The 18625-nt window shown below is 61.1% G+C and carries 16 protein-coding genes; 6 read left to right on the top strand and 10 right to left on the bottom strand.

What is annotated here, in order from left to right:
* Positions 1-255 precede the first annotated feature (255 nt).
* The 8 genes from ACA065_RS21880 to ACA065_RS21915 form a co-directional block, all read right to left on the bottom strand.
* Positions 256-1839: a flagellar hook-associated protein 3 gene (locus ACA065_RS21880; protein ID WP_497691480.1), complete on the bottom strand. Its 1584-nt coding sequence runs from the start codon at positions 1837-1839 to the stop codon at positions 256-258.
* Positions 1840-1853: 14 nt separating this feature from the next.
* A complete protein-coding gene (gene flgK / locus ACA065_RS21885; protein ID WP_497691481.1) occupies positions 1854-3890 on the bottom strand; it encodes a flagellar hook-associated protein FlgK in 2037 nt (678 codons plus the stop codon).
* Positions 3891-3900: 10 nt separating this feature from the next.
* The gene (flgJ, locus tag ACA065_RS21890; RefSeq protein ID WP_497691482.1) at positions 3901-5169 is read right to left on the bottom strand and encodes a flagellar assembly peptidoglycan hydrolase FlgJ; all 1269 of its coding nucleotides are present in this window, start codon (positions 5167-5169) and stop codon (positions 3901-3903) included.
* Between the two features lie 4 nt (positions 5170-5173).
* Entirely contained in the window at positions 5174-6262 is a 1089-nt protein-coding gene (locus ACA065_RS21895) for a flagellar basal body P-ring protein FlgI (protein ID WP_497695401.1), read from the bottom strand.
* Positions 6263-6289: 27 nt separating this feature from the next.
* Positions 6290-6985 carry a flagellar basal body L-ring protein FlgH gene (gene flgH, locus ACA065_RS21900; protein WP_038847728.1) on the bottom strand — a complete coding sequence of 232 codons (696 nt, stop codon included), beginning with the start codon at positions 6983-6985 and terminating at the stop codon, positions 6290-6292.
* Positions 6986-7038: 53 nt separating this feature from the next.
* Positions 7039-7824, bottom strand: coding sequence for a flagellar basal-body rod protein FlgG (gene flgG, locus ACA065_RS21905; protein WP_005790105.1), 786 nt, complete (start codon positions 7822-7824; stop codon positions 7039-7041).
* 60 nt (positions 7825-7884) lie between these two features.
* The gene (locus ACA065_RS21910; protein ID WP_497691483.1) at positions 7885-8625 is read right to left on the bottom strand and encodes a flagellar basal body rod protein FlgF; all 741 of its coding nucleotides are present in this window, start codon (positions 8623-8625) and stop codon (positions 7885-7887) included.
* Positions 8626-8954: 329 nt separating this feature from the next.
* A complete protein-coding gene (locus ACA065_RS21915) occupies positions 8955-10517 on the bottom strand; it encodes a sigma-54-dependent transcriptional regulator (RefSeq protein WP_497691484.1) in 1563 nt (520 codons plus the stop codon).
* 256 nt (positions 10518-10773) lie between these two features.
* On the opposite strand from ACA065_RS21915, the gene phhA reads away from it, so the two are divergent.
* From phhA to ACA065_RS21930, 3 genes are all read left to right on the top strand, one after another.
* Positions 10774-11565 carry a phenylalanine 4-monooxygenase gene (phhA, locus tag ACA065_RS21920; protein ID WP_497691485.1) on the top strand — a complete coding sequence of 264 codons (792 nt, stop codon included), beginning with the start codon at positions 10774-10776 and terminating at the stop codon, positions 11563-11565.
* Between the two features lie 105 nt (positions 11566-11670).
* Positions 11671-12027, top strand: coding sequence for a 4a-hydroxytetrahydrobiopterin dehydratase (locus ACA065_RS21925; RefSeq protein WP_017134918.1), 357 nt, complete (start codon positions 11671-11673; stop codon positions 12025-12027).
* The gene (locus ACA065_RS21930) at positions 12027-13220 is read left to right on the top strand and encodes an amino acid aminotransferase (RefSeq protein ID WP_497691486.1); all 1194 of its coding nucleotides are present in this window, start codon (positions 12027-12029) and stop codon (positions 13218-13220) included. Before ACA065_RS21925 ends, ACA065_RS21930 begins: the two co-directional genes overlap by 1 nt.
* A 125-nt stretch (positions 13221-13345) precedes the next feature.
* On the opposite strand, the gene ACA065_RS21935 is transcribed toward ACA065_RS21930, so the two are convergent.
* Positions 13346-14155: a UDP-2,3-diacylglucosamine diphosphatase gene (locus ACA065_RS21935; RefSeq protein ID WP_094951595.1), complete on the bottom strand. Its 810-nt coding sequence runs from the start codon at positions 14153-14155 to the stop codon at positions 13346-13348.
* Positions 14156-14293: 138 nt separating this feature from the next.
* On the opposite strand from ACA065_RS21935, the gene ACA065_RS21940 reads away from it, so the two are divergent.
* The gene (locus tag ACA065_RS21940) at positions 14294-15043 is read left to right on the top strand and encodes an AraC family transcriptional regulator (RefSeq protein WP_497691487.1); all 750 of its coding nucleotides are present in this window, start codon (positions 14294-14296) and stop codon (positions 15041-15043) included.
* 93 nt (positions 15044-15136) lie between these two features.
* The gene (locus ACA065_RS21945) at positions 15137-16021 is read left to right on the top strand and encodes a DMT family transporter (protein ID WP_497691488.1); all 885 of its coding nucleotides are present in this window, start codon (positions 15137-15139) and stop codon (positions 16019-16021) included.
* 3 nt (positions 16022-16024) lie between these two features.
* Here the strand turns inward: ACA065_RS21945 and ACA065_RS21950 are convergent, their stop codons facing one another.
* Entirely contained in the window at positions 16025-16312 is a 288-nt protein-coding gene (locus tag ACA065_RS21950) for an Rdx family protein (RefSeq protein ID WP_497695402.1), read from the bottom strand.
* 84 nt (positions 16313-16396) lie between these two features.
* On the opposite strand from ACA065_RS21950, the gene ACA065_RS21955 reads away from it, so the two are divergent.
* On the top strand, positions 16397-18586 hold the full coding sequence (locus ACA065_RS21955; protein ID WP_497691489.1) for a patatin-like phospholipase family protein: 2190 nt from the start codon (positions 16397-16399) through the stop codon (positions 18584-18586).
* Positions 18587-18625 lie beyond the last annotated feature (39 nt).

Consider the following 18625-nt stretch of genomic DNA (forward strand, 5'->3'; position numbering starts at 1 on the left):
AGCTGGATAACACCCCTCGAACGACGCCGGGAGTGCTGACAATAAAGGGGATAACCCCGTAAAAATATCGCTGAAAGCCGCCACGCAAAGACCCGCAGGCGACTTATCCTTTTCACACGATACAGTGAAGATGCGCTTTATGACTCACAGGTCACTCAATTTTGTGCGCTTTGTGCAAAACCAGGCAACATTACCGGCGCCAAAATGACAACGGCCCACCCTGTCGCCAGGGTGGGCCGTTTGTCCTGTCGCCAATTACATACGGCTGAACAGGCTCAACTGGGAGATTTTCACGAACGCCAGCTGCGAGGCTTGCAGCATGGTCTGCTGCAGCGTCAGGTCGATGGCGGCCTGACCCATATCGACGTTGGCCAGCGATGACATGGTCGAGGTGTTGGCCAAGCCCAGGCTGGTGTTTTCCTGGCCCTGAATATCCAGGGCGTTCTGGCGTGCGCCAATCGAGCCACGTACCTGGTCGATCTGTGCCGTCGCATTACCCAGGTTGCCGATGGTGGTGTTGAGCACATCCTTGAGCTTGTTCATGGCAACCGGGTCGCCATCGGCCGGAGCTTCCAGGGCCTTGCGCAACTGGCCCAGGGTATCCAGGGCGTTCATGTTCTTGTTGCTGGTGGCGCCGACGGCAAACTGGTCACCCGCACCCGGCGTGCCACTTACAGCAAACGTCACACCGGCAGCGGTGATCGACGTCGCGCCGGTGGCCATGGTGCCGGTGGCAATCGATTTGCTGTTCGCTGTATACGGCTGGGCGTACACCTCGTAAGCATTGCCGCTGGTGAACTTGATAATCGCACCCGAGTTGGGAAAGGTGCTGCTGTAGGCTGCCTGGTCCGTGACCTGGCCACCGGTCAACTGCGCCGTGGACGCATTACTGGCCGTGCGTGAAATGCTGAAGGTATCCGGCTTGCTTTCCAGCGTAAACGCCTTGCCTGCCACCAACGCATCAGAAGCCGGGCCCGATGCAACATCCGGCCCCAGGTTCAGGCTGATGTCGAACTTGACCCCGCGCAGGTTGACGCTGTGAGCGCCTTCCTTGGTGGAGTCAAACGTACCGTTACCGGTGATCTCGGAGGTAACGTCGTTACCGTCCTTGTCGGTCACGCTGTATTGAGTGCTGCTGGCGAAGGTCAACTTATACGGCTGGCCATCGGCAAAATTCTTGTTGTAAGCCGTGCCGCTGGTAACAAGCCCGGCAGAAATCGCGACTTTGCCGTCATTGACCGCCGGCGGCAAAATCGTGGCTTGGGTGCGGCCGGTGTTGGAGGAGCTTTCCAGCAGCGTCTTGCCGGTGTCGCCCGCAGCAATCGTCAGGTTGCTCGACACTTGCAGGCTCAGCGGCGTCTCATCACCCTGGTAGGTGTAGGTGCCATCGTTGTTACGGCTGTAGGGCGGCGTATCGGTCTTGGCCCCGGAGAACATGTAGTTGCCGCTGGAATCCTTGGTATTGAGCAGGCCCAACACCTGGTCCTCAAGCGCCCCGACCTGGGCGGCGATTGCTTGGCGGTCATCATTGCTGAGTTTGAGGTTACCAGCCTGCAACGCCAGGCCTTGCGCGGTCTGCAGCGCCGTGTTGATGCTGCCCAGCACGCTTTCTTCGTTGGTCAGCGAGTTTTGCAGGCTGGTGATGTTGCCGTTGTATTGCCCCAGCATGTCTTTCTGCTGTTGCAGCATCAGCAATTGCGCGGCGGCCACCGGATCATCCGCGGCCGTCTGCACGCGCACACCAGAGCTCGCCTGGTCCTGGGCTTTCACCACACCGGAATAGTTGTCCTGATACTTGCTGGAGCTGGTGTCGAAATACTGCTGTGTAGAGATACGCATCGTTCCAGACTCCTTTAAAGGGCGTTAATCAATGTGCTGAAGGTTTCTTGCGCGGCCTTGATGATCTGCGACGACGCGGTGTAGTACTGCTGGAACTTGATCATGTCGCCCGCCTCCTCGTCCAGGTTGACCTGGGACACGGAGTTGCTCGCCGCCTTGTTCGCCGTCAGCAAGGCACCGGTGGCGGTGCTGTCGGTGTTGGCCTGGGCGGCCTTGGAGCCGACTTGGGATACCAGCCGGCTATTGGCGCTGACCAGGCTCACGCCCGCATTGCCGTCCACCGCACCCACCGTCGCCTTGGTCTGCAGCCCCAGCAGCTGTTGGGCGTTGCGACCGTCAGAAGCAGCACCGCTGTTGAACGTAAACGTGGTGCTGTCGTTTTTAACCGGCGTACCGGCCACGGTGGTGTCGAAGCTGAAGCTTTTGCCGGGAATCAACGTACCCGTCGCATCGCGCATCGGCACATTGATAGTGATCTTGTTGCCCTGGCCCGGGATGATGCTGCCGTTGCCGATCGGGTTGCCCTGGGCGTCGGTGATCGAGTAAGGCTGGGTACCGTCGGCCGCTGGGTCGCCGAACACCATTTTCACCGGCATCGAGTTTTCGATCCCGGTGCGCAATTGAGCGGTAGCGGCGCCGCCATTGATATCGATGGGCACCGTCAAGACCGGTGGCGTGAACGTACCGTTGCCAGTGTTGGTCGTGCTGGCATTGCCGGCCAATGGCCCGGCAAACGCGATTTTGTTCGGGTCTTTCAGGTCAACACCGATGTTGCTGGCGCCCGTGGCCGTCGGGCTGACCTTGAAGCTGTCACCGGCAGCGACTGTCCCGCCGGTATTCAATGCCAGGGTGAAACCATCAATCACCGGCGGCGGCGTGGTGGTGGTGTCGAACGAGCCCATGGCTTTGCCATCGGAACGCACCACGTTGTACTGGTTGCCGCTGGTGAAGGTGACCTTGTAGTCGAAGGTCGACAGCTTGCTGCTGTCGGCAATCGTCACATTCAAGTTGCCCGAGCCTGCGCTGTTACCCGCAGCCGCTTGGCTACGCTGGGCAATCGCCGCTGCGCTGTTGATATTGCTGAACAACGAGGAGCCGAAATCGCCATTCAGGTCCAAGCCTTGGCCCAACTGGCTGTTGACGCTGTCGGCGGTGGCAATCGCGATACGACCCAAGTCGTTGATGGCCGGCATCAGCACGTCACTGCGATAACGCAACAGACCGCCGATGCTGCCACCGGTCACCACCGAGCCGATGTCCATCGTGGTGTCGCCCATTTTGAGCTGAATGGTGTACTGGCTATTGTCGGTGCTGCTGGGTACGGCCGAAATCGTATTGGCGATACTGCCCTCAACCAGCGACTGACCGGTGCCGGTGGTGATGCTTAACTGGCCGTTTTTCTCGGTCGCGGTCACGCCTATCAATTCATTGAGCGAACGTACCGCCTCGTTGCGCGCATCCAGCAGGTTGTTCGGCGCGCTGTTCGAGGAGCCCTGGGCCTGCGCAATCTGACTGTTCAGCGAGGCAATCGACGCGGTGATCGTGTTGACCTGATCACTCATGGTCTTCAGTTGGCCGTTGATGGTTTCTTTCTGCTGGGTCAACTGGGTGGAAATCGCGTTGAAGCGATTGCTCAGGGTCTGGGCGCTGGTCACCAGCAATTGTCGCGCGGACACATCGCTTGGGGTCGCCGCCGCCGTCTGCAAGGAAGCAAAAAACGCGCTGAGCACCGCCGACATGCCGGTGGACTTGTCCGACATGGTCTTGTCGATCGCAGCGGCCTGGCTCGCGTAGGCGGTGGCATCGCTGTTGAGCGCGGTGCTGCTCTGGTAGGCGGCGCCCAAGAAGTCGTTATAAATGCGGCGCACGTCCGCCAGGGTCGTGCCGCTGCCGATATACACGCCGCCGTACTGGTTGTTGGCGCTGGCGTTCTGGGCGGTCTGCTGACGCGAGTATCCCGGGGTGTTGACGTTGGCAATGTTGTTACTCAGGACCGACAGCGATCCTTGAGCGGCGTTGAGCCCCGACATCCCGATATTGAGCAAACTCATGGTTCAGACCTTATAAATGAGTGGTCGCGCCCGCGGCAGCGTAGTTCTGGTAACTGTTCATCGTTTTGGCGATCTGCGAAATCTTGCTGGCGTAGTCCGGGTCGGTTGCATATCCGGCTTTTTGCAACTCGCGTACAAACTGTTCCGGGTTGTCGGCTGATTTCACAACTTCTTTATAGCGATCATTGCTTTGCAGCAATGTCACGAGGTCGTGGAAGCTGTCCTGGTAGGAGTTATAGGAACGGAATTGCGCCGTCTCCTTGACCATCGACCCATCACGAAACTCGCTGGTGATCGCGCGCGCCTGGCCGCCCTGCCAACTCTGGCCGGCCTTGATGCCGAACAGGTTGTGGCTGCTGCTACCATCTTCGGCGCGCATCACCGATTTACCCCAACCGGTTTCCAGCGCGGCCTGGGCCACCAGGTACTTCGGATCGACGCCGATACGCGCCGCGGCCGCCTTGGCCATCGGCAACATGGTGGCGACGAACTCATCCTGCGAACTGAAGGCTTTTTTCGCCGGTGCCAGCGGTGGCTGGGCGATGGCGCGGCCATACACCTGCATACGTCCGCTCGGTGCGGCAAAGCTGCGCGCAGTGCTGGTGATCACGTTGTCATCGGCGGCACTGTTACGCAGCGGCGCGCTTTTGGCATCGATGGCGACCGGTGCGTTGGGCACGATGCCGGCCAGCAGACGGTCGGTCAGCTTGCTCGGCAAGGCGATACGGCGCTGGTTCATCAGCTCCATATCGTTGGTGTGTGCACTCGCGCCTTCAGGCACGGCAACGCGGTAAGCCCACAGTGGGCGTTGGCCATTGGAGCGGCCCAGTGGGCCATCGGCTTTAGTGCCAGCGGCGATTTCAGTCGGCACATCGACTTTCTTCGCAGGCGCTTGCGCCGCCTCCGGGCCTTGCAAAGTGGCCGCCTGGGCGCCCACCGGCTTGTTCTTCTGCATCTGGCGCATCAGCACGTCGGCCAGGCCGATGCCGCCGCCTTCGCGAGACATCGAGACCGCCAGCTGCTGGTCGTACATTTCCTGGTATTGCTTGGCGGCCGGGGTATTCAGCGGGTTGTCCTTGCCCAGGGCCTCGGTGGCCGAGCGCATCGACTTGAGCATCTCGCTCAAAAACAGCGACTCGAACTCCTGCGCCACTTTGCGCATGTTGCCTTCGCTGTTCTTGTCGGCGCCGACCTTGAGCTGGTTAAGCCGGTTGAGGTCGGAGTAAGACCCCGAATCCGCCGTGCTGCTGATCCCACTCTTGCGCATATCCATGGCCATGGCCTTAAATCACAATCAGGTCGGCTTGCAAGGCGCCGGCCTGTTTCAGAGCTTCGAGGATCGCCATCAAGTCGCCTGGGGCCGCGCCCACCTGGTTCACCGCGCGGACAATCTCATCCAGGGTGGTGCCGGGGCCGAACTTGAACATCGGCTTGGCTTCTTGTTGAGCATTAACTCGCGAACGCGGCACCACCGCCGTCTGCCCGTTGGACAACGGCCCCGGCTGGCTGACGATCGGGTCTTCGGTGATGGTCACGGTCAGGCTGCCGTGGGTCACCGCCGCCGGCGACACCTTGACGTTCTGGCCGATCACGATAGTGCCGGTACGCGAGTTGATGATGACTTTGGCGACGGCCTGGCCCGGGTCGACCTCAAGGTTTTCCAGGATCGACAGGTAGTCCACGCGCTGGCTTGGGTCCAGCGGCGCAGTGACGCGGATCGAACCGCCATCGATGGCCTGGGCTACGCCAGGGCCAAGCATGTCGTTGATCTTGTCGACCACGCGCTTGGCGGTGGTGAAGTCCGAACGGTTGAGGTTCAACGTCAGGCTGTTGCCCTGATTGAAGCCGCTGGGCACCGTGCGTTCCACCGAGGCACCACCAGGAATCCGGCCGGCCGACGGCACGTTGACGGTGATCTTCGAGCCATCACGGCCCTCAGCATCAAAACCGCCCACTACCAGGTTGCCTTGGGCAATGGCGTAGACGTTACCGTCGATACCTTTGAGCGGCGTCATCAGCAACGTACCGCCGCGCAGGCTTTTCGAGTTGCCCATGGACGAGACCGTGATATCGACCACCTGCCCCGGCTTGGCGAACGCCGGCAAGTCGGCACTGATCGACACGGCGGCAACGTTTTTCAGCTGCACGTTACCCGAACCCGGCGGCACCTTGATACCGAACTGAGAGAGCATGTTGTTGAAGGTCTGCAGGGTGAACGGGGTCTGGGTGGTCTGGTCACCCGTACCGTTGAGCCCCACCACCAGGCCGTAGCCAATCAATTGGTTGGAACGCACGCCGGAAATACTCGCGATGTCTTTCAACCGCTCAGCAAAGGCCCCTGTGCTCAAGGCCAGCAATAACGCGGCAGCCATCAGCTGTTTGAGTTTCAAAGTGGCCACCTAGAAAGGGAACAGCGGGCTAAGGAAGAAACGGTCGAACCAGCCCGGCTGACTCGCATCAGCAAACGAACCCGTACCCGAGTAGGTAATGCGCGCATCGGCAATCCGCGTCGACGGTACGGTGTTGTCGGTGGAAATATCATCGGCGCGGACCATGCCCGCAATCCGCACCAGCTCATCGCCGGTGTTGAGGGTCATCCACTTTTCACCGCGTACGGCGATGATGCCGTTGGGCAACACATCGGCCACGGTCACGGTGATCGAACCGGTCAGGCTGTTGCCCTGCCCCGCCGCGCTCTTGCCGTTGGTGGCACGGTCGCCGCTGTAGCCGGCGTCCAGGCTCAGGTCGCCGCTGCCCAGCGGGTTGTTGGTGTTGGGCACGCCACCGAACAACGAGGTCAGGCCAATGCTGGCCTTGCTGGTCTTGCCGATCTGCGAGTTGGCGTTTTTGCTGGCCTGGGTCTTCTCATTCAGGGTGATGGTGATGATGTCACCCACGCGGAACGCCTTGCGGTCGCTGTACAGGTTCTGTTCGAAACCGGCCTGGTAGATCGAGCCATTGTTGGCCGCCGCAGGCAGCGGCGTGCGCGGCAACACCGGCGCGTAGTACGGGTCATTGGGCTTTGGCGTCGGGGCGACACAGCCCGCGAGCACGGCGATCCCACTCAATGCCAGAACAGAAACATAGCGATTCATGACCCTTACCTCACGGTGTTGCAGGCGCCGTCAAAGGCGCCCCATAGACTTGATTACAGATTCTGCGTTACGAACGAAAGCATCTGGTCGGCGGTGGAAATCACCTTGGAGTTCATCTCGTAGGCGCGCTGGGTGGTGATCATGTTGACCATCTCCTCAACCGTGCTCACGTTGGAGGTTTCCAGGGTGCTTTGCAGCGTGGTGCCGAAACCGTTCAGGCCAGGGGTGCCGATTTGCGGCGCGCCGCTGGAGGCGGTTTCCAGGAACAGGTTGTTACCCATGGCCTGCAGGCCGGCCGGGTTGATGAAGTCGGCGGTTTGCAGGTTGCCGATCACTTGCGACGCCGGGTTGCCGGCCACGGTGATCGACACGGTGCCGTCGTTGCCGACGGTGAAGGTTTTGGCATCGGCTGGAACCACAACCGCCGGCTCCAGGGCGAAACCATTGGCGGTGACGATCTGGCCATTGGAGTCGAGGTGGAAAGTACCGTCACGGGTGTAGGACGTAGTGCCATCCGGTTGCAGGATCTGGAAGAAGCCACGGCCGTTGATGGCCATGTCCAACGGCTGACCGGTTTGCTGCAGGTTACCGGCGCTGAAGTTCTTCTGGGTGCCGACGATCTGCACACCCGTACCCAATTGCAGGCCCGACGGCAGTTCGCTGTCTTGGGTCGACTGGGCGCCTGGCTGCTTCTTGATCTGATAGAGCAAGTCCTGGAACTCGGCGCGATCACGTTTGAAGCCCGTGGTCGACACGTTTGCCAAGTTGTTGGAAATGGTGGTCAGGTTGGTGTCCTGGGCGGACAAACCTGTTTTGGCAACCCATAGAGCCGGAAGCATGCTGTTCTCCTTCGTGCGCCTGTTTGTTGGCGCCGTGTTGCAAAATTAGTGTTCGGTCAATCAGCTCATCTGCATGACGCGCGTCATGGCCTGATCGTCTTCTTTGGCGCTGTTCATCATCTTGATGTGCAGCTCGAACTGCTTGGAAAGCGAGAGCACCGCGGTCATTTCTTCCACAGCGTTGACGTTGCTCGCCTGCAGGAAGCCCGAGGTCAGCGTGACGTTCGCATCCGCCTGCGCCGGCTGGCCATCTTTGGTATGGATGGTGCCGTCGAGGCCTTTATTCATGTTCTTGAGGTCGGGCTGGACCATCTTGATGCGGTCCACTTCCGCCATCACCCGTGGGCCTTCGCCCATGGCGCGGATACTGATGGTGCCGTCCGAGCCCACTTCGATTTTTTGCTGGGGCGGCACGGCAATCGGGCCACCGTTGCCCATCACCGGCATGCCGTTGCCGGCGCGCAATACGCCCAGCGCATCGACGTTCATGCTGGCGCTGCGCACATAGGCTTCGCTGCCATCAGGGGTTTGCACGGCGATCCAGCCATTGCCGTTGACGGCCACGTCCAGGTCACGACCGGTTTCGATCATGGCCCCCGGGGAGAAGTCAGTGGCCGGCCGCTCGGTCATGGCAAATGCCCGCGCCGGAAAGCTGTCACCAAACACCGGCATCGAACGCGCCTGCTCCAGGTCACGCTGGAAGCCGTTGGTGGAGATGTTCGCCAGATTGTTGGCATGGGCCTTCTGCGCCAGTGCATTCTGGCTGGCGCCGGTCATTGCCACATAAAGGTACTTGTCCACGCTCTATCCTCTTTCTGACGGACGCTTGCCGCCCACCGCTGTACTGATGAGGCTTAAGCAATTTGCGAACCAACTTTTAAAAAGAGGGCAAAGTCCAGGCGGGCCGGGGGTTTCGGGGAGACATGAGTATTTCAAGATAGGAGGAGAGTCGAAAAAACGGCGGACTACTGCCGCCTGCGGCAAGCACAGACCTCATCAACGACAAAGAACAAATGTGGGAGCGGGCTTGCTCGCGAAGGCGGTGTGTCAGTCAATACATGTGCAGACTGATACACCGCCTTCGCGAGCAAGCCCGCTCCCACAGTTTTAATCGTGTGTAGCCCGCCAAGTTATTTATCAGCCTTGAGAATTTCGTAATCGCGCAACTTATTGGCGATGGTGGTGTGCGACACGCCCAAGCGCTTGCCGAGCTGCCGGCTGCTGGAGTGCTCGGCATACAAGCTTTCCAGCACCGCCTTCTCGAACCGGCCGACGATCTGTTCCAAACCACCTTCCAGGGAAAAATCGCCAAGCGGCTGACGCACCCCGTAATCGGGCAACCGAATATGCTCAGCCTTGACCGTCCCGCCTTCGCACAGCGACACCGCCTGAAACAGCACGTTTTCCAACTGCCGCACATTGCCCGGCCAGTGGTAGTGGCTGAGCCGGTCCATCGCCGCCGGTGCCAGCTTGGGCAGCGGGCAGCCGATCTGCCGGCTGGCTTGATCGAGGAAGTGCTCGACCAGCGGTGCAAGGCCATCCAGGCATTCACGCAAAGGCGGGATATGCAGCGACAGCACATTCAGCCGGTGATAAAGGTCTTGGCGAAACTCCCCGCGAGCGCACAGCTCCGACAAGTCCACCTGCGTCGCACAGATCACCCGCACATCCAAGTAGACCTCTTCATCACTGCCCACCCGGCGAAAGCAGCCGTCCTGCAGGAACCGCAGCAGCTTCACCTGCAAGCGCGCACTCATCTCCCCCACGCCATCGAGAAACAACGTACCGCCCGCCGTCAGCTCCAGCAGCCCCAACTTGCCTTCGGCCCGCGCCCCTTCAAAGGCGCCAGGGCCATAGCCAAACAATTCGGTCTCGGCCATCGACTCCGGCAGGCCTGCACAGTTAAGCGCCATCAACGGCGACTGCCCACGCGGGCTGGCCAGGTGACACGCGCGCGCCAGCAGCTCTTTGCCGGTGCCGGTTTCACCTTCTATTAATAGCGGCGCATCCAGCGGCGCCATGCGCCGGGCCTCACGCACCACCGCTGCCATGACTTTGGAGCTTTGGAAGATGCTGTCGAAGCCGCGCAACTCCTGCTTGCGCACATTGTAGATACGCTCCCCCACGCGGTCGGCGCGGTGCAGCGTCAGCACGGCGCCGGCCATGGCTTCACTGTCGTCGTGCTCGGAGGATTGCAGCGGCGCGATATCCGCCAGGAATACGTCGCCCTTGACCTTGACCCGCAAGCCGTTGATCCGCGACTTGCTCGCGCGCACCAACTCCGGCAAATCAAAGTCCTCGGCATAACGCGACAACGGAATGCCCGGCACCTCGTCCACGCGCACGCCGAGCAATTGCGCCGCCGCGCGGTTGGCGGCGACGATGGAGCCGCCCATGTCGATGGACAGCACCGGGAACTCCAGGGCGCCGAGCAGCGCATTAAGCTCCATATGCCGCCGCTCACTGGGCATCAGCCCTACCCGCTTGACGCCAAACACCCCGGCAATCGCTTCGAATTGCGGGCGCAGCGCCTGAAACTGCATGTTCACCAGATTCGGGCAAAACAGGTAAATGGCGTTGCCATGTTCGCCGCCCACCTCGCCCTTGGCGACGTTGACGCCATACTCGACCAGCAGGTTGAGGATGTCCCGCAGAATGCCGATACGGTTCTGGCAGTGCACTTTGATACGCATGAGAAAGCCCGAAAGATGGGAAGGCGCCGCGTCTTTTTGCCGCTGGGCGCAGATAGTCGTCAAGATTATGTGACAGCACGTGACCTTTTCACAGCCCAAGACAACGACCGACCGGCGAATCGTAACGAAAACTTTACGAAAATTGGTAACTTTTCCTACAGATCAGCTTCAGCACCCGATGGAATCCGCCGCCGTCCGCGTTATCAATAGGTCATCGCAGGACATAACAAGAACGAATGCCTAGCAGGAGAGCCGTATGAAGCAGACGCACTACGTGGCCCGCGAGCCCGATGCGCAAGGTTTTATCCACTACCCGCCGCAAGAGCATGCGGTGTGGAACACCCTGATCACGCGCCAGCTGAAAGTGATCGAGGGTCGCGCCTGCCAGGAATACCTGGACGGCATCGACAAGCTCGGCCTGCCGCTGGATCGCATTCCGCAACTGGGCGAAATCAACAAAGTGTTGGCCGAGACCACCGGCTGGCAAGTCGCCCGCGTACCGGCGCTGATCCCCTTCCAGACCTTCTTCGAATTGCTCGCCAGCAAACAGTTTCCGGTGGCGACTTTTATTCGTACCCGTGAAGAACTGGACTACCTGCAAGAGCCGGATATTTTCCACGAGATTTTCGGCCACTGCCCGTTGCTGACCAACCCCTGGTTTGCCGAATTCACCCACACCTACGGCAAGCTCGGCCTCGCGGCCACTAAAGAGCAGCGCGTGTACCTGGCGCGCCTGTACTGGATGACCATTGAATTCGGCTTGGTGGACACGCCGCAAGGTCGGCGCATCTACGGTGGCGGCATTCTGTCGTCGCCCAAGGAGAGCGTTTACTGCCTGTCGGATGAGCCTGAGCACCAAGCCTTCGACCCGCTGGAGGCGATGCGCACGCCGTACCGCATCGACATCCTGCAACCGCTGTACTTCGTCCTGCCTGAGCTTAAGCGCCTGTTCGAAGTGGCGCAGGAAGACATCATGGGCATGGTCGAGCGCGGTATGCAGCTTGGCTTGCACGCCCCGAAATTCCCGCCAAAACCCAAAGCCGCGTGACACTTACGTTTTGAGGCCAGGTGAGTCTGTTCCCTGGCCGCGCGTTGCTTTAGGGTAACGCCCACTGACGACCGTTTTTCAAACACTCGAATTCAGGACACCCACATGACCACCTTGAACCAAGCCCACTGCGAAGCCTGCCGCGCCGATGCCCCGCAAGTCAGCGATGAAGAGCTGCCGGTACTGATCAAGCAGATTCCCGACTGGAACATCGAAGTACGCGATGGCGTGATGCAGCTGGAAAAGGTTTTCCTGTTCAAGAACTTCAAATTCGCCCTGGCCTTTACCAACGCCATGGGTGAAATCTCCGAGGCCGAAGGCCATCACCCTGGCCTGCTGACTGAGTGGGGCAAAGTCACCGTGACCTGGTGGAGCCACTCGATCAAAGGCCTGCACCGCAACGACTTCATCATGGCCGCGCGCACCGACGAAGTGGCCAAGGACGCCGAGGGCCGCAAGTAATGCATTTCGATGCGATTGGCCGCGTGCCCGGTGACCCGATCCTCGGCCTGATGGACCTGTATGCCCAGGACGCCAACCCGAACAAGTTCGACCTCGGCGTGGGCGTCTATAAGGATGACCAGGGCCTGACGCCGATTCCGCATTCGGTGAAGCTCGCCGAACAGCGCCTGGTCGATACCCAGACCACCAAGACTTACATCGGCGGCCACGGTAATGCGGCCTTCGGTACGCTGATCAGCGAACTGGTACTTGGCGCCGGTTCAGCGCTGATCCGCGACCGTCGTGCCGGCGCTACCCAAACCCCAGGCGGTACTGGCGCGCTGCGCCTGAGTGCCGACTTTATCGCCCACAACCTGCCGGGCCGTGGCGTGTGGCTGAGCAACCCGACCTGGCCGATCCACGAAACCATCTTCGCCAAAGCCGGGCTCAAGGTCAGCCACTACCCTTATGTGGGTGCTGACAACCGCCTGGATGTGGCCGCGATGCTGGCGGCTCTCGCCACCGTGCCGAAGGGCGACGTGGTGTTGCTGCATGCCTGCTGCCACAACCCGACCGGTTTTGACCTGTCCCAGGATGACTGGCGCCAAGTGCTGCAAATCGTGCGCGAGCGCCAATTGCTGCCGCTGATCGACTTCGCCTACCAGGGTTTTGGCGACGGCATGGAGCAAGACGCCTGGGCGGTGCGGTTGTTTGCAGCCGAGCTGCCGGAAGTGCTGGTTACCAGTTCCTGCTCGAAGAACTTCGGCCTGTACAGCGACCGTGTCGGCGCCTTGATCGTGTGTGCGGCGGATGCCGAGAAGCTCACCGATGTGCGCAGCCAGCTTGCCAATACGGCGCGCAACCTGTGGTCGACGCCGCCGGATCATGGCGCAGCCGTGGTCGCGACCATCCTCGGCGATGCCGAGCTGAAAACGCTCTGGAGCGGTGAAGTCGAAGCCATGCGGTCGCGGATTGCGCATTTGCGCTCGGGGCTGGTGGAGGCGTTGGCGCCACACGGGTTGGCCGAACGCTTTGCGCATATTGGTGCGCAACGTGGGATGTTTTCCTATACCGGCTTGAGTGCCGAGCAGGTCAAGCAACTGCGCGAAAAGCACAGCGTGTATATGGTCAGTTCGGGGCGGGCTAACGTGGCCGGCATTGATGCGACGCGCTTGACCCTGTTGGCCCAAGCCATCGCCGACGTCTGCCACTGAAGAAACAGGGACTAAATGTGGGAGCGGGCTTGCTCGCGAATGCGGTGTGACAGTCACTCTATGTATTGACTGATCCAGCGCTTTCGCGAGCAAGCCCGCTCCCACATTTTAACTGCGCAGGACCTTTAGCCCGCAACCATTTCAGCTTTTAGTTGAGCTTCCTTAGCCTGCGCATCCGCCAACCGATACAACTCGATATGCCCGTCCCAGTGCTCGATCAACGCTGTGCACGATTCCACCCAATCCCCGCAGTTGAGGTAATCCACCTCGCCCACTTTGCGGATCTCGGCATGGTGAATGTGCCCGCAGACCACGCCATGCAACTCGCGCTTGGTTACTTCGTGGGCGATTGCCTCTTCGAAATCGCTGATAAAACTCACCGCTGTCTTCACCTTGTGCTTCAGGTACGCCGACAGCGACCAGTAGCCGTAGCCATACCGCGCCCGCCAGTGGTTGAGCCAGCGGTTCAGTGTGAGGGTGAACTCGTAAGCCGAATCACCGAGGAACGCCAGCCAGCGGTGGTAACGGGTGATCACATCAAACTGGTCGCCGTGAATCACCAGCAAATGGCGGCCATCGGCGGTGACGTGCACCGCCTCGTCCACCAGCTGGATATTGCCCAGGATCAGCTTGGAATAGCGCCGTAGAAACTCGTCGTGGTTGCCGGTGACGTAGATCACCTCAGTGCCACGCTTGGCCATGGTCAGCAGGCGGCGGATCACGTTGGTGTGGGCTTGGGGCCAATACATGCCGCCGCGCATTTTCCAACCGTCAATAATGTCGCCGACCAGGTAAACCTTGTCGGCGTGATAGCCCTTGAGGAACTGCGACAAGTGTTCGGCCTGACAATCCCGGGTGCCCAGGTGCACGTCGGAAATCCACAGGGTACGAACCCGTTGTTTACGGCTGGGTTTGGCGAACTCGGCACGGGTCATGGGCTTCCCTCAACGGTGTTTTCGCGAGCTTGCGCCCCGGCGGTTAATAGCCCATGACAGCCGTGCGTCAGTCTGATGACAGCACCTGGCGCCCATTAGGCGTTGTAGACTGTTGCCCTGCGCCACCAGGAGACCGCGATGAGACCGACCCTCACGCTGCGCCACTACCTCGAAGAACCGCTCGCCCACAGCCATGACCACGCACAACTGGTGTTTGGCCTGTCGGGGCATTTGGATCTGGAAGTCGATGGCCGTGGCAGCCAGGTGCACGAAAGCAGCGTAATGGTGCTGCCCTTCTGCGCCCACCATGCCTGCGGCAGCCGTGACGGCAGCCGCTGCCTGGTGCTGGATGTGCCCACCGAACACTGGGTGTTGCAATCGCTGGGCGAGCATGCCGATGCCAGCCGCCGCCTGCTCGACCAACCGGCACGCCTGACCCTGGATTCGCGCCAAACCCAGCTGGTGCAGTGGCTGGCGCACAGCCCGGTGGATGACCCGCTGATCGTCCAGCAAGGCGCGGTGCTGTTGCTGGCCAGTCTCAACCATCCGCTGGCTCACTCTGCACCTGGCCGGCGCCTGCCGTATGCGGCGTTCACTGCGCATATCGAGCGGCACGTCGCGCATCCATTACAAGTCGCAGACCTTGCGCGCATCGCCGACCTGTCGGTGGCGCGCTTGCATGCGCGCTTTATCGCCGAATGCGGGCAGACGCCGATGGACTACATCCGCAGCCGCCGCCTGCACATGGCCTTGGGCATGTTGCGCGAAACCCCGCTGCCCGTCGGCGAGATCGCCGAGCGCGTGGGCTACAGCTCGCAAAGTGCGTTTGCCGCCGCGATGTTGCGCGAATTTGGGGCATCCCCCGGCGCACTGCGGCGCTCATCATAGCCTGGCGATAAAAATCGCGAGCTGCGCGACAGACGCCCACGCCCTCAACCCACTAGACTGCGATTCTGTCACCCCGTTGTTTCAAGGATCGCAATGACTCCCCGTTCAGCCCTCGGCGCCTTGCATATCGGCGCATTGATGTTTGGCCTCACCGGCGTATTCGGCAAGCTGGCAGCCGCCTCGCCCGCCATCATCGTCTTCGGCCGTGCGGCCTTTGCCGTGGTGGCCCTGGCCGTATTTGCGCGATTCGCCAGCAATACCACCTGGAAAAAACTCGAGAGGCGCGACTGGCGCCGGCTGCTGGTCAGCGGCGTGCTGCTGGCGGCGCATTGGGTGACCTTCTTTATTGCCGTCAAAGTCGCCGGTGTCGCCGTCGCCACGCTCGGGTTTACCGCGTTCCCGGCGTTTACCGTGATTCTTGAAGGGCTGATCTTCCGCGAGCGTATTCGTGCCAATGAAGTGCTGCTGGTGGTATTGGTCAGTGTCGGCCTGATACTGGTGACACCAGACTTCAACCTCGCCAGCGCAGCCACGGGCGGCCTGCTCTGGGGCATCGCCTCGGGCCTGTTGTTCTCGCTGCTGTCGCTGAACAACCGGGCCAGTTCCGGGCGCATCCCCGCCGTACAAGCGGCGCTGTGCCAGAACGTAGTAGTCGCGGCCTGCCTGCTGCCCGTGGCGGCACCGGGGCTGGCGGATGTGCGTGCGATTGACTGGTTGTGGATCGGGCTGCTCGGGGTGTTCTGTACCGGCCTGGCCCACAGCCTGTTTGTCGCCAGCCTCGCGGTGATCAAGGCGCGCACCGCCTCGGTGGTGTTTGCCATGGAGCCGGTCTACGGCATCACCGTGGCCTGGCTGCTGTTTGCCGAAACGCCGACCTTGCGCATGCTGCTGGGCGGTGCGCTGATCATCGTCGCCATCGTGCTTTCCGGGCTGATGGGCAGCACCAGCCAGGCCAAAGCGCCTGCGGCAACCGCCTGACGTTCAGGCTTTACGGTCGTTGTGGCCCAAGTCGCGCTGCGGGTCGATCTGGTCACGCACACGCTGCTTGAGCACCTTGGCTTCCGGGAAGCCACCGTCGGCCTTGCGCTCCCAGATCTGCACACCGTCGCAGGTGATACGAAACGCACCGCCGGTGGCCGGCTCCAGCGCCACACGCCCCAGGTCATCGGCAAACGTGCTCAACAGTTCTTGAGCCAGCCACGCGGCGCGCAGCAACCACTGGCACTGGGTGCAATAGGTGATGACGATCTCGGGTTTGTTTGCAGACATCATTTGAGAGCTTCCTGGTATGACGGGCTCGGCGGATCGAGTGGCTATAATACCGGCCTTTATCGCCAAGCCTCGAGATTCATGATGCGCCGCCTGTTGTCCTGCCTGTTGCTGTGCCTGCTCCCCCTTCTCGCCGACGCCATCGAGGGCCCACGCCCTAAAATCGGCTTGGTGCTGTCCGGCGGCGCTGCCCGTGGCCTGGCGCATATTGGCGTGCTCAAGGCCCTGGAGGAACAGGGTATTCAGATCGATGCCATCGCCGGCACCAGCATGGGCGCCGTGATTGGCGGGCTGTATGCATCGGGCTACAAGATCGATGAGCTGGAAAAGCTCGCGCTGAATATTGATTGGCAACAGGCGCTGTCCGACGCGCCACCACGCGAAGACGTGCCGTTTCGACGCAAGCAGGATGACCGGGATTTTTTGGTCAAGCAAAAGCTCAGCTTCCGTGACGATGGCAGCCTCGGCCTGCCGCTTGGCGTAATCCAGGGCCAGAACCTGGCGTTGCTGCTGGAAAGCATGTTCGCCCACAGCAGCAACACACGTAACTTCGACAAACTGCCGATTCCCTTCCGCGCGGTGGCCACCGACATCACTACCGGCGAAAAAGTCGTGTTCAACAAAGGCCACTTGCCCCAGGTAATCCGCGCCAGCATGTCGATCCCGGCGGTGTTCGCCCCAGTGGAAATAGACGGCAGGCTGCTGGTGGACGGTGGGATGACCGACAACATCCCACTGGATGTGGCGCGCGAGATGGGCGTGGACATCGCCATCGTGGTCGACATCGGCACCCCGCTGCGCTCGCGCAAACAGCTGGCCACCGTGGTGGACGTGCTCAACCAGTCCATCACCCTGATGACCCGGCGCAACTCCGAGGAACAACTCAAAGCCCTGCACCCAAAAGATGTGCTGATCCAGCCGCCGCTGGCCGCCTACGGCGTGACAGACTTCGGCCGCGCCAAGGACATGATCGACGCCGGTTACCGCGCCACCCGCGCCCTTGATGTACGCCTGGCGCATCTGCGCCCCGCCGAGCCGATAGACCCGCAACTGCTCGCAGCGCGTACGCCGGGCGAACGCACCCCGGTGATCACCGCGATCAAGGTGGAGAACGACTCGAAAGTCAGCGATGACGTGATCCGCTACTACATCCGCCAGAACCTGGGCGAGCCGCTGAATCTGGGGCGCCTGCAAACCGACATGGGCACCCTGTACGGCCTGGATTACTTCGAGCAGGTGCAATACCGCGTGGTGAAAAAGGGCCAGGAAAACACCTTGGTGATCAGCGCGCGTGGCAAGCGCAGCGGCACCGACTATTTGCGCCTGGGCCTGAACCTGTCGGATGACCTGCGCGGCGACAGCGCCTTCAACCTCGGCGCCAGCTACCGCATGAACGGCATCAACCGGCTCGGCGCCGAGTGGCTGACGCGGGTGCAGATGGGTGATCGCCAAGAACTCTACAGCGAGTTCTACCAACCACTGGATGTGGGCTCACGCTACTTCGTCGCGCCCTATATCAGTGCCCAGGCGCAGAACGTTGACCTGGTCCTGGAAAACGACCCGATCGCCGAATACCGCCTGGAGCGTTACGGTTTTGGCTTGAACGTGGGGCGCCAGATCGGCAACAGCGGCGAGATCCGCTTCGGCGTCGGCGAAGCCTGGGGCAAGGCGGATGTGCGCATTGGCGAGCGCGACCTGCCAAGTGTGAGCTTCAGCGAGGGCTTCTATGAGCTGAAGTACTCCTTTGATTCCCTGGATAACGTGTACTTCCCGCATACCGGCGAAGACATCGGCCTGGCCTTTCGCGAGTTCGAACCCGGCTTGGGCTCGGACCAGCGCTATCGGCAGTGGGAGTTTAAGCTGGACAAGGCGATGAGCCACGGCCCGGACACGCTCATACTGGGCGGTCGCTACGGGCGCACCCTGGATAACGCCGACGTGGTGACGTCCAGCTTCCTGCTGGGCGGTGCGCGGCAACTGTCGGGCTTTCGCGAGGATGCGATTTCGGGGCAGAACATCGCCTTGATGCGCGCGGTGTACTACCGCCGCCTGACGCCGCGCTCGTACCTGCCGCTGGAGTTCCCGCTGTACCTCGGGGCTTCCGTGGAACGCGGCCGGGCGTGGAACAACGACAATCAATTCGACAGCGGGTATATCAACGCCGCGAGTGTGTTCCTGGGGTTTGATACGCCGTTGGGGCCGCTGAATTTCAGCTATGGGTTCAATGATGATAATCAGCAGGCGGTGTATCTGAACCTGGGCCAGACCTTCTAGGCAGTACACAAGTCTGGGAGCTCGCTTTTTGTGGCGAGG

It is taken from the genome of Pseudomonas sp. LBUM1640 (assembly GCF_059716225.1).

What these genes read in the sequence shown, in the direction of transcription:
- ACA065_RS21880 (WP_497691480.1), bottom strand. Translation starts at nt 1,839, where the DNA reads ATGCGTATCTCTACACAGCAGTATTTCGACACCAGCTCCAGCAAGTAT.
- flgK (WP_497691481.1), bottom strand. Translation starts at nt 3,890, where the DNA reads ATGAGTTTGCTCAATATCGGGATGTCGGGGCTCAACGCCGCTCAAGGA.
- flgJ (WP_497691482.1), bottom strand. Translation starts at nt 5,169, where the DNA reads ATGGCCATGGATATGCGCAAGAGTGGGATCAGCAGCACGGCGGATTCG.
- ACA065_RS21895 (WP_497695401.1), bottom strand. Translation starts at nt 6,262, where the DNA reads ATGGCTGCCGCGTTATTGCTGGCCTTGAGCACAGGGGCCTTTGCTGAG.
- flgH (WP_038847728.1), bottom strand. Translation starts at nt 6,985, where the DNA reads ATGAATCGCTATGTTTCTGTTCTGGCATTGAGTGGGATCGCCGTGCTC.
- flgG (WP_005790105.1), bottom strand. Translation starts at nt 7,824, where the DNA reads ATGCTTCCGGCTCTATGGGTTGCCAAAACAGGTTTGTCCGCCCAGGAC.
- ACA065_RS21915 (WP_497691484.1), bottom strand. Translation starts at nt 10,517, where the DNA reads ATGCGTATCAAAGTGCACTGCCAGAACCGTATCGGCATTCTGCGGGAC.
- phhA (WP_497691485.1), top strand. Translation starts at nt 10,774, where the DNA reads ATGAAGCAGACGCACTACGTGGCCCGCGAGCCCGATGCGCAAGGTTTT.
- ACA065_RS21925 (WP_017134918.1), top strand. Translation starts at nt 11,671, where the DNA reads ATGACCACCTTGAACCAAGCCCACTGCGAAGCCTGCCGCGCCGATGCC.
- ACA065_RS21930 (WP_497691486.1), top strand. Translation starts at nt 12,027, where the DNA reads ATGCATTTCGATGCGATTGGCCGCGTGCCCGGTGACCCGATCCTCGGC.
- ACA065_RS21935 (WP_094951595.1), bottom strand. Translation starts at nt 14,155, where the DNA reads ATGACCCGTGCCGAGTTCGCCAAACCCAGCCGTAAACAACGGGTTCGT.
- ACA065_RS21940 (WP_497691487.1), top strand. Translation starts at nt 14,294, where the DNA reads ATGAGACCGACCCTCACGCTGCGCCACTACCTCGAAGAACCGCTCGCC.
- ACA065_RS21945 (WP_497691488.1), top strand. Translation starts at nt 15,137, where the DNA reads ATGACTCCCCGTTCAGCCCTCGGCGCCTTGCATATCGGCGCATTGATG.
- ACA065_RS21950 (WP_497695402.1), bottom strand. Translation starts at nt 16,312, where the DNA reads ATGTCTGCAAACAAACCCGAGATCGTCATCACCTATTGCACCCAGTGC.
- ACA065_RS21955 (WP_497691489.1), top strand. Translation starts at nt 16,397, where the DNA reads ATGCGCCGCCTGTTGTCCTGCCTGTTGCTGTGCCTGCTCCCCCTTCTC.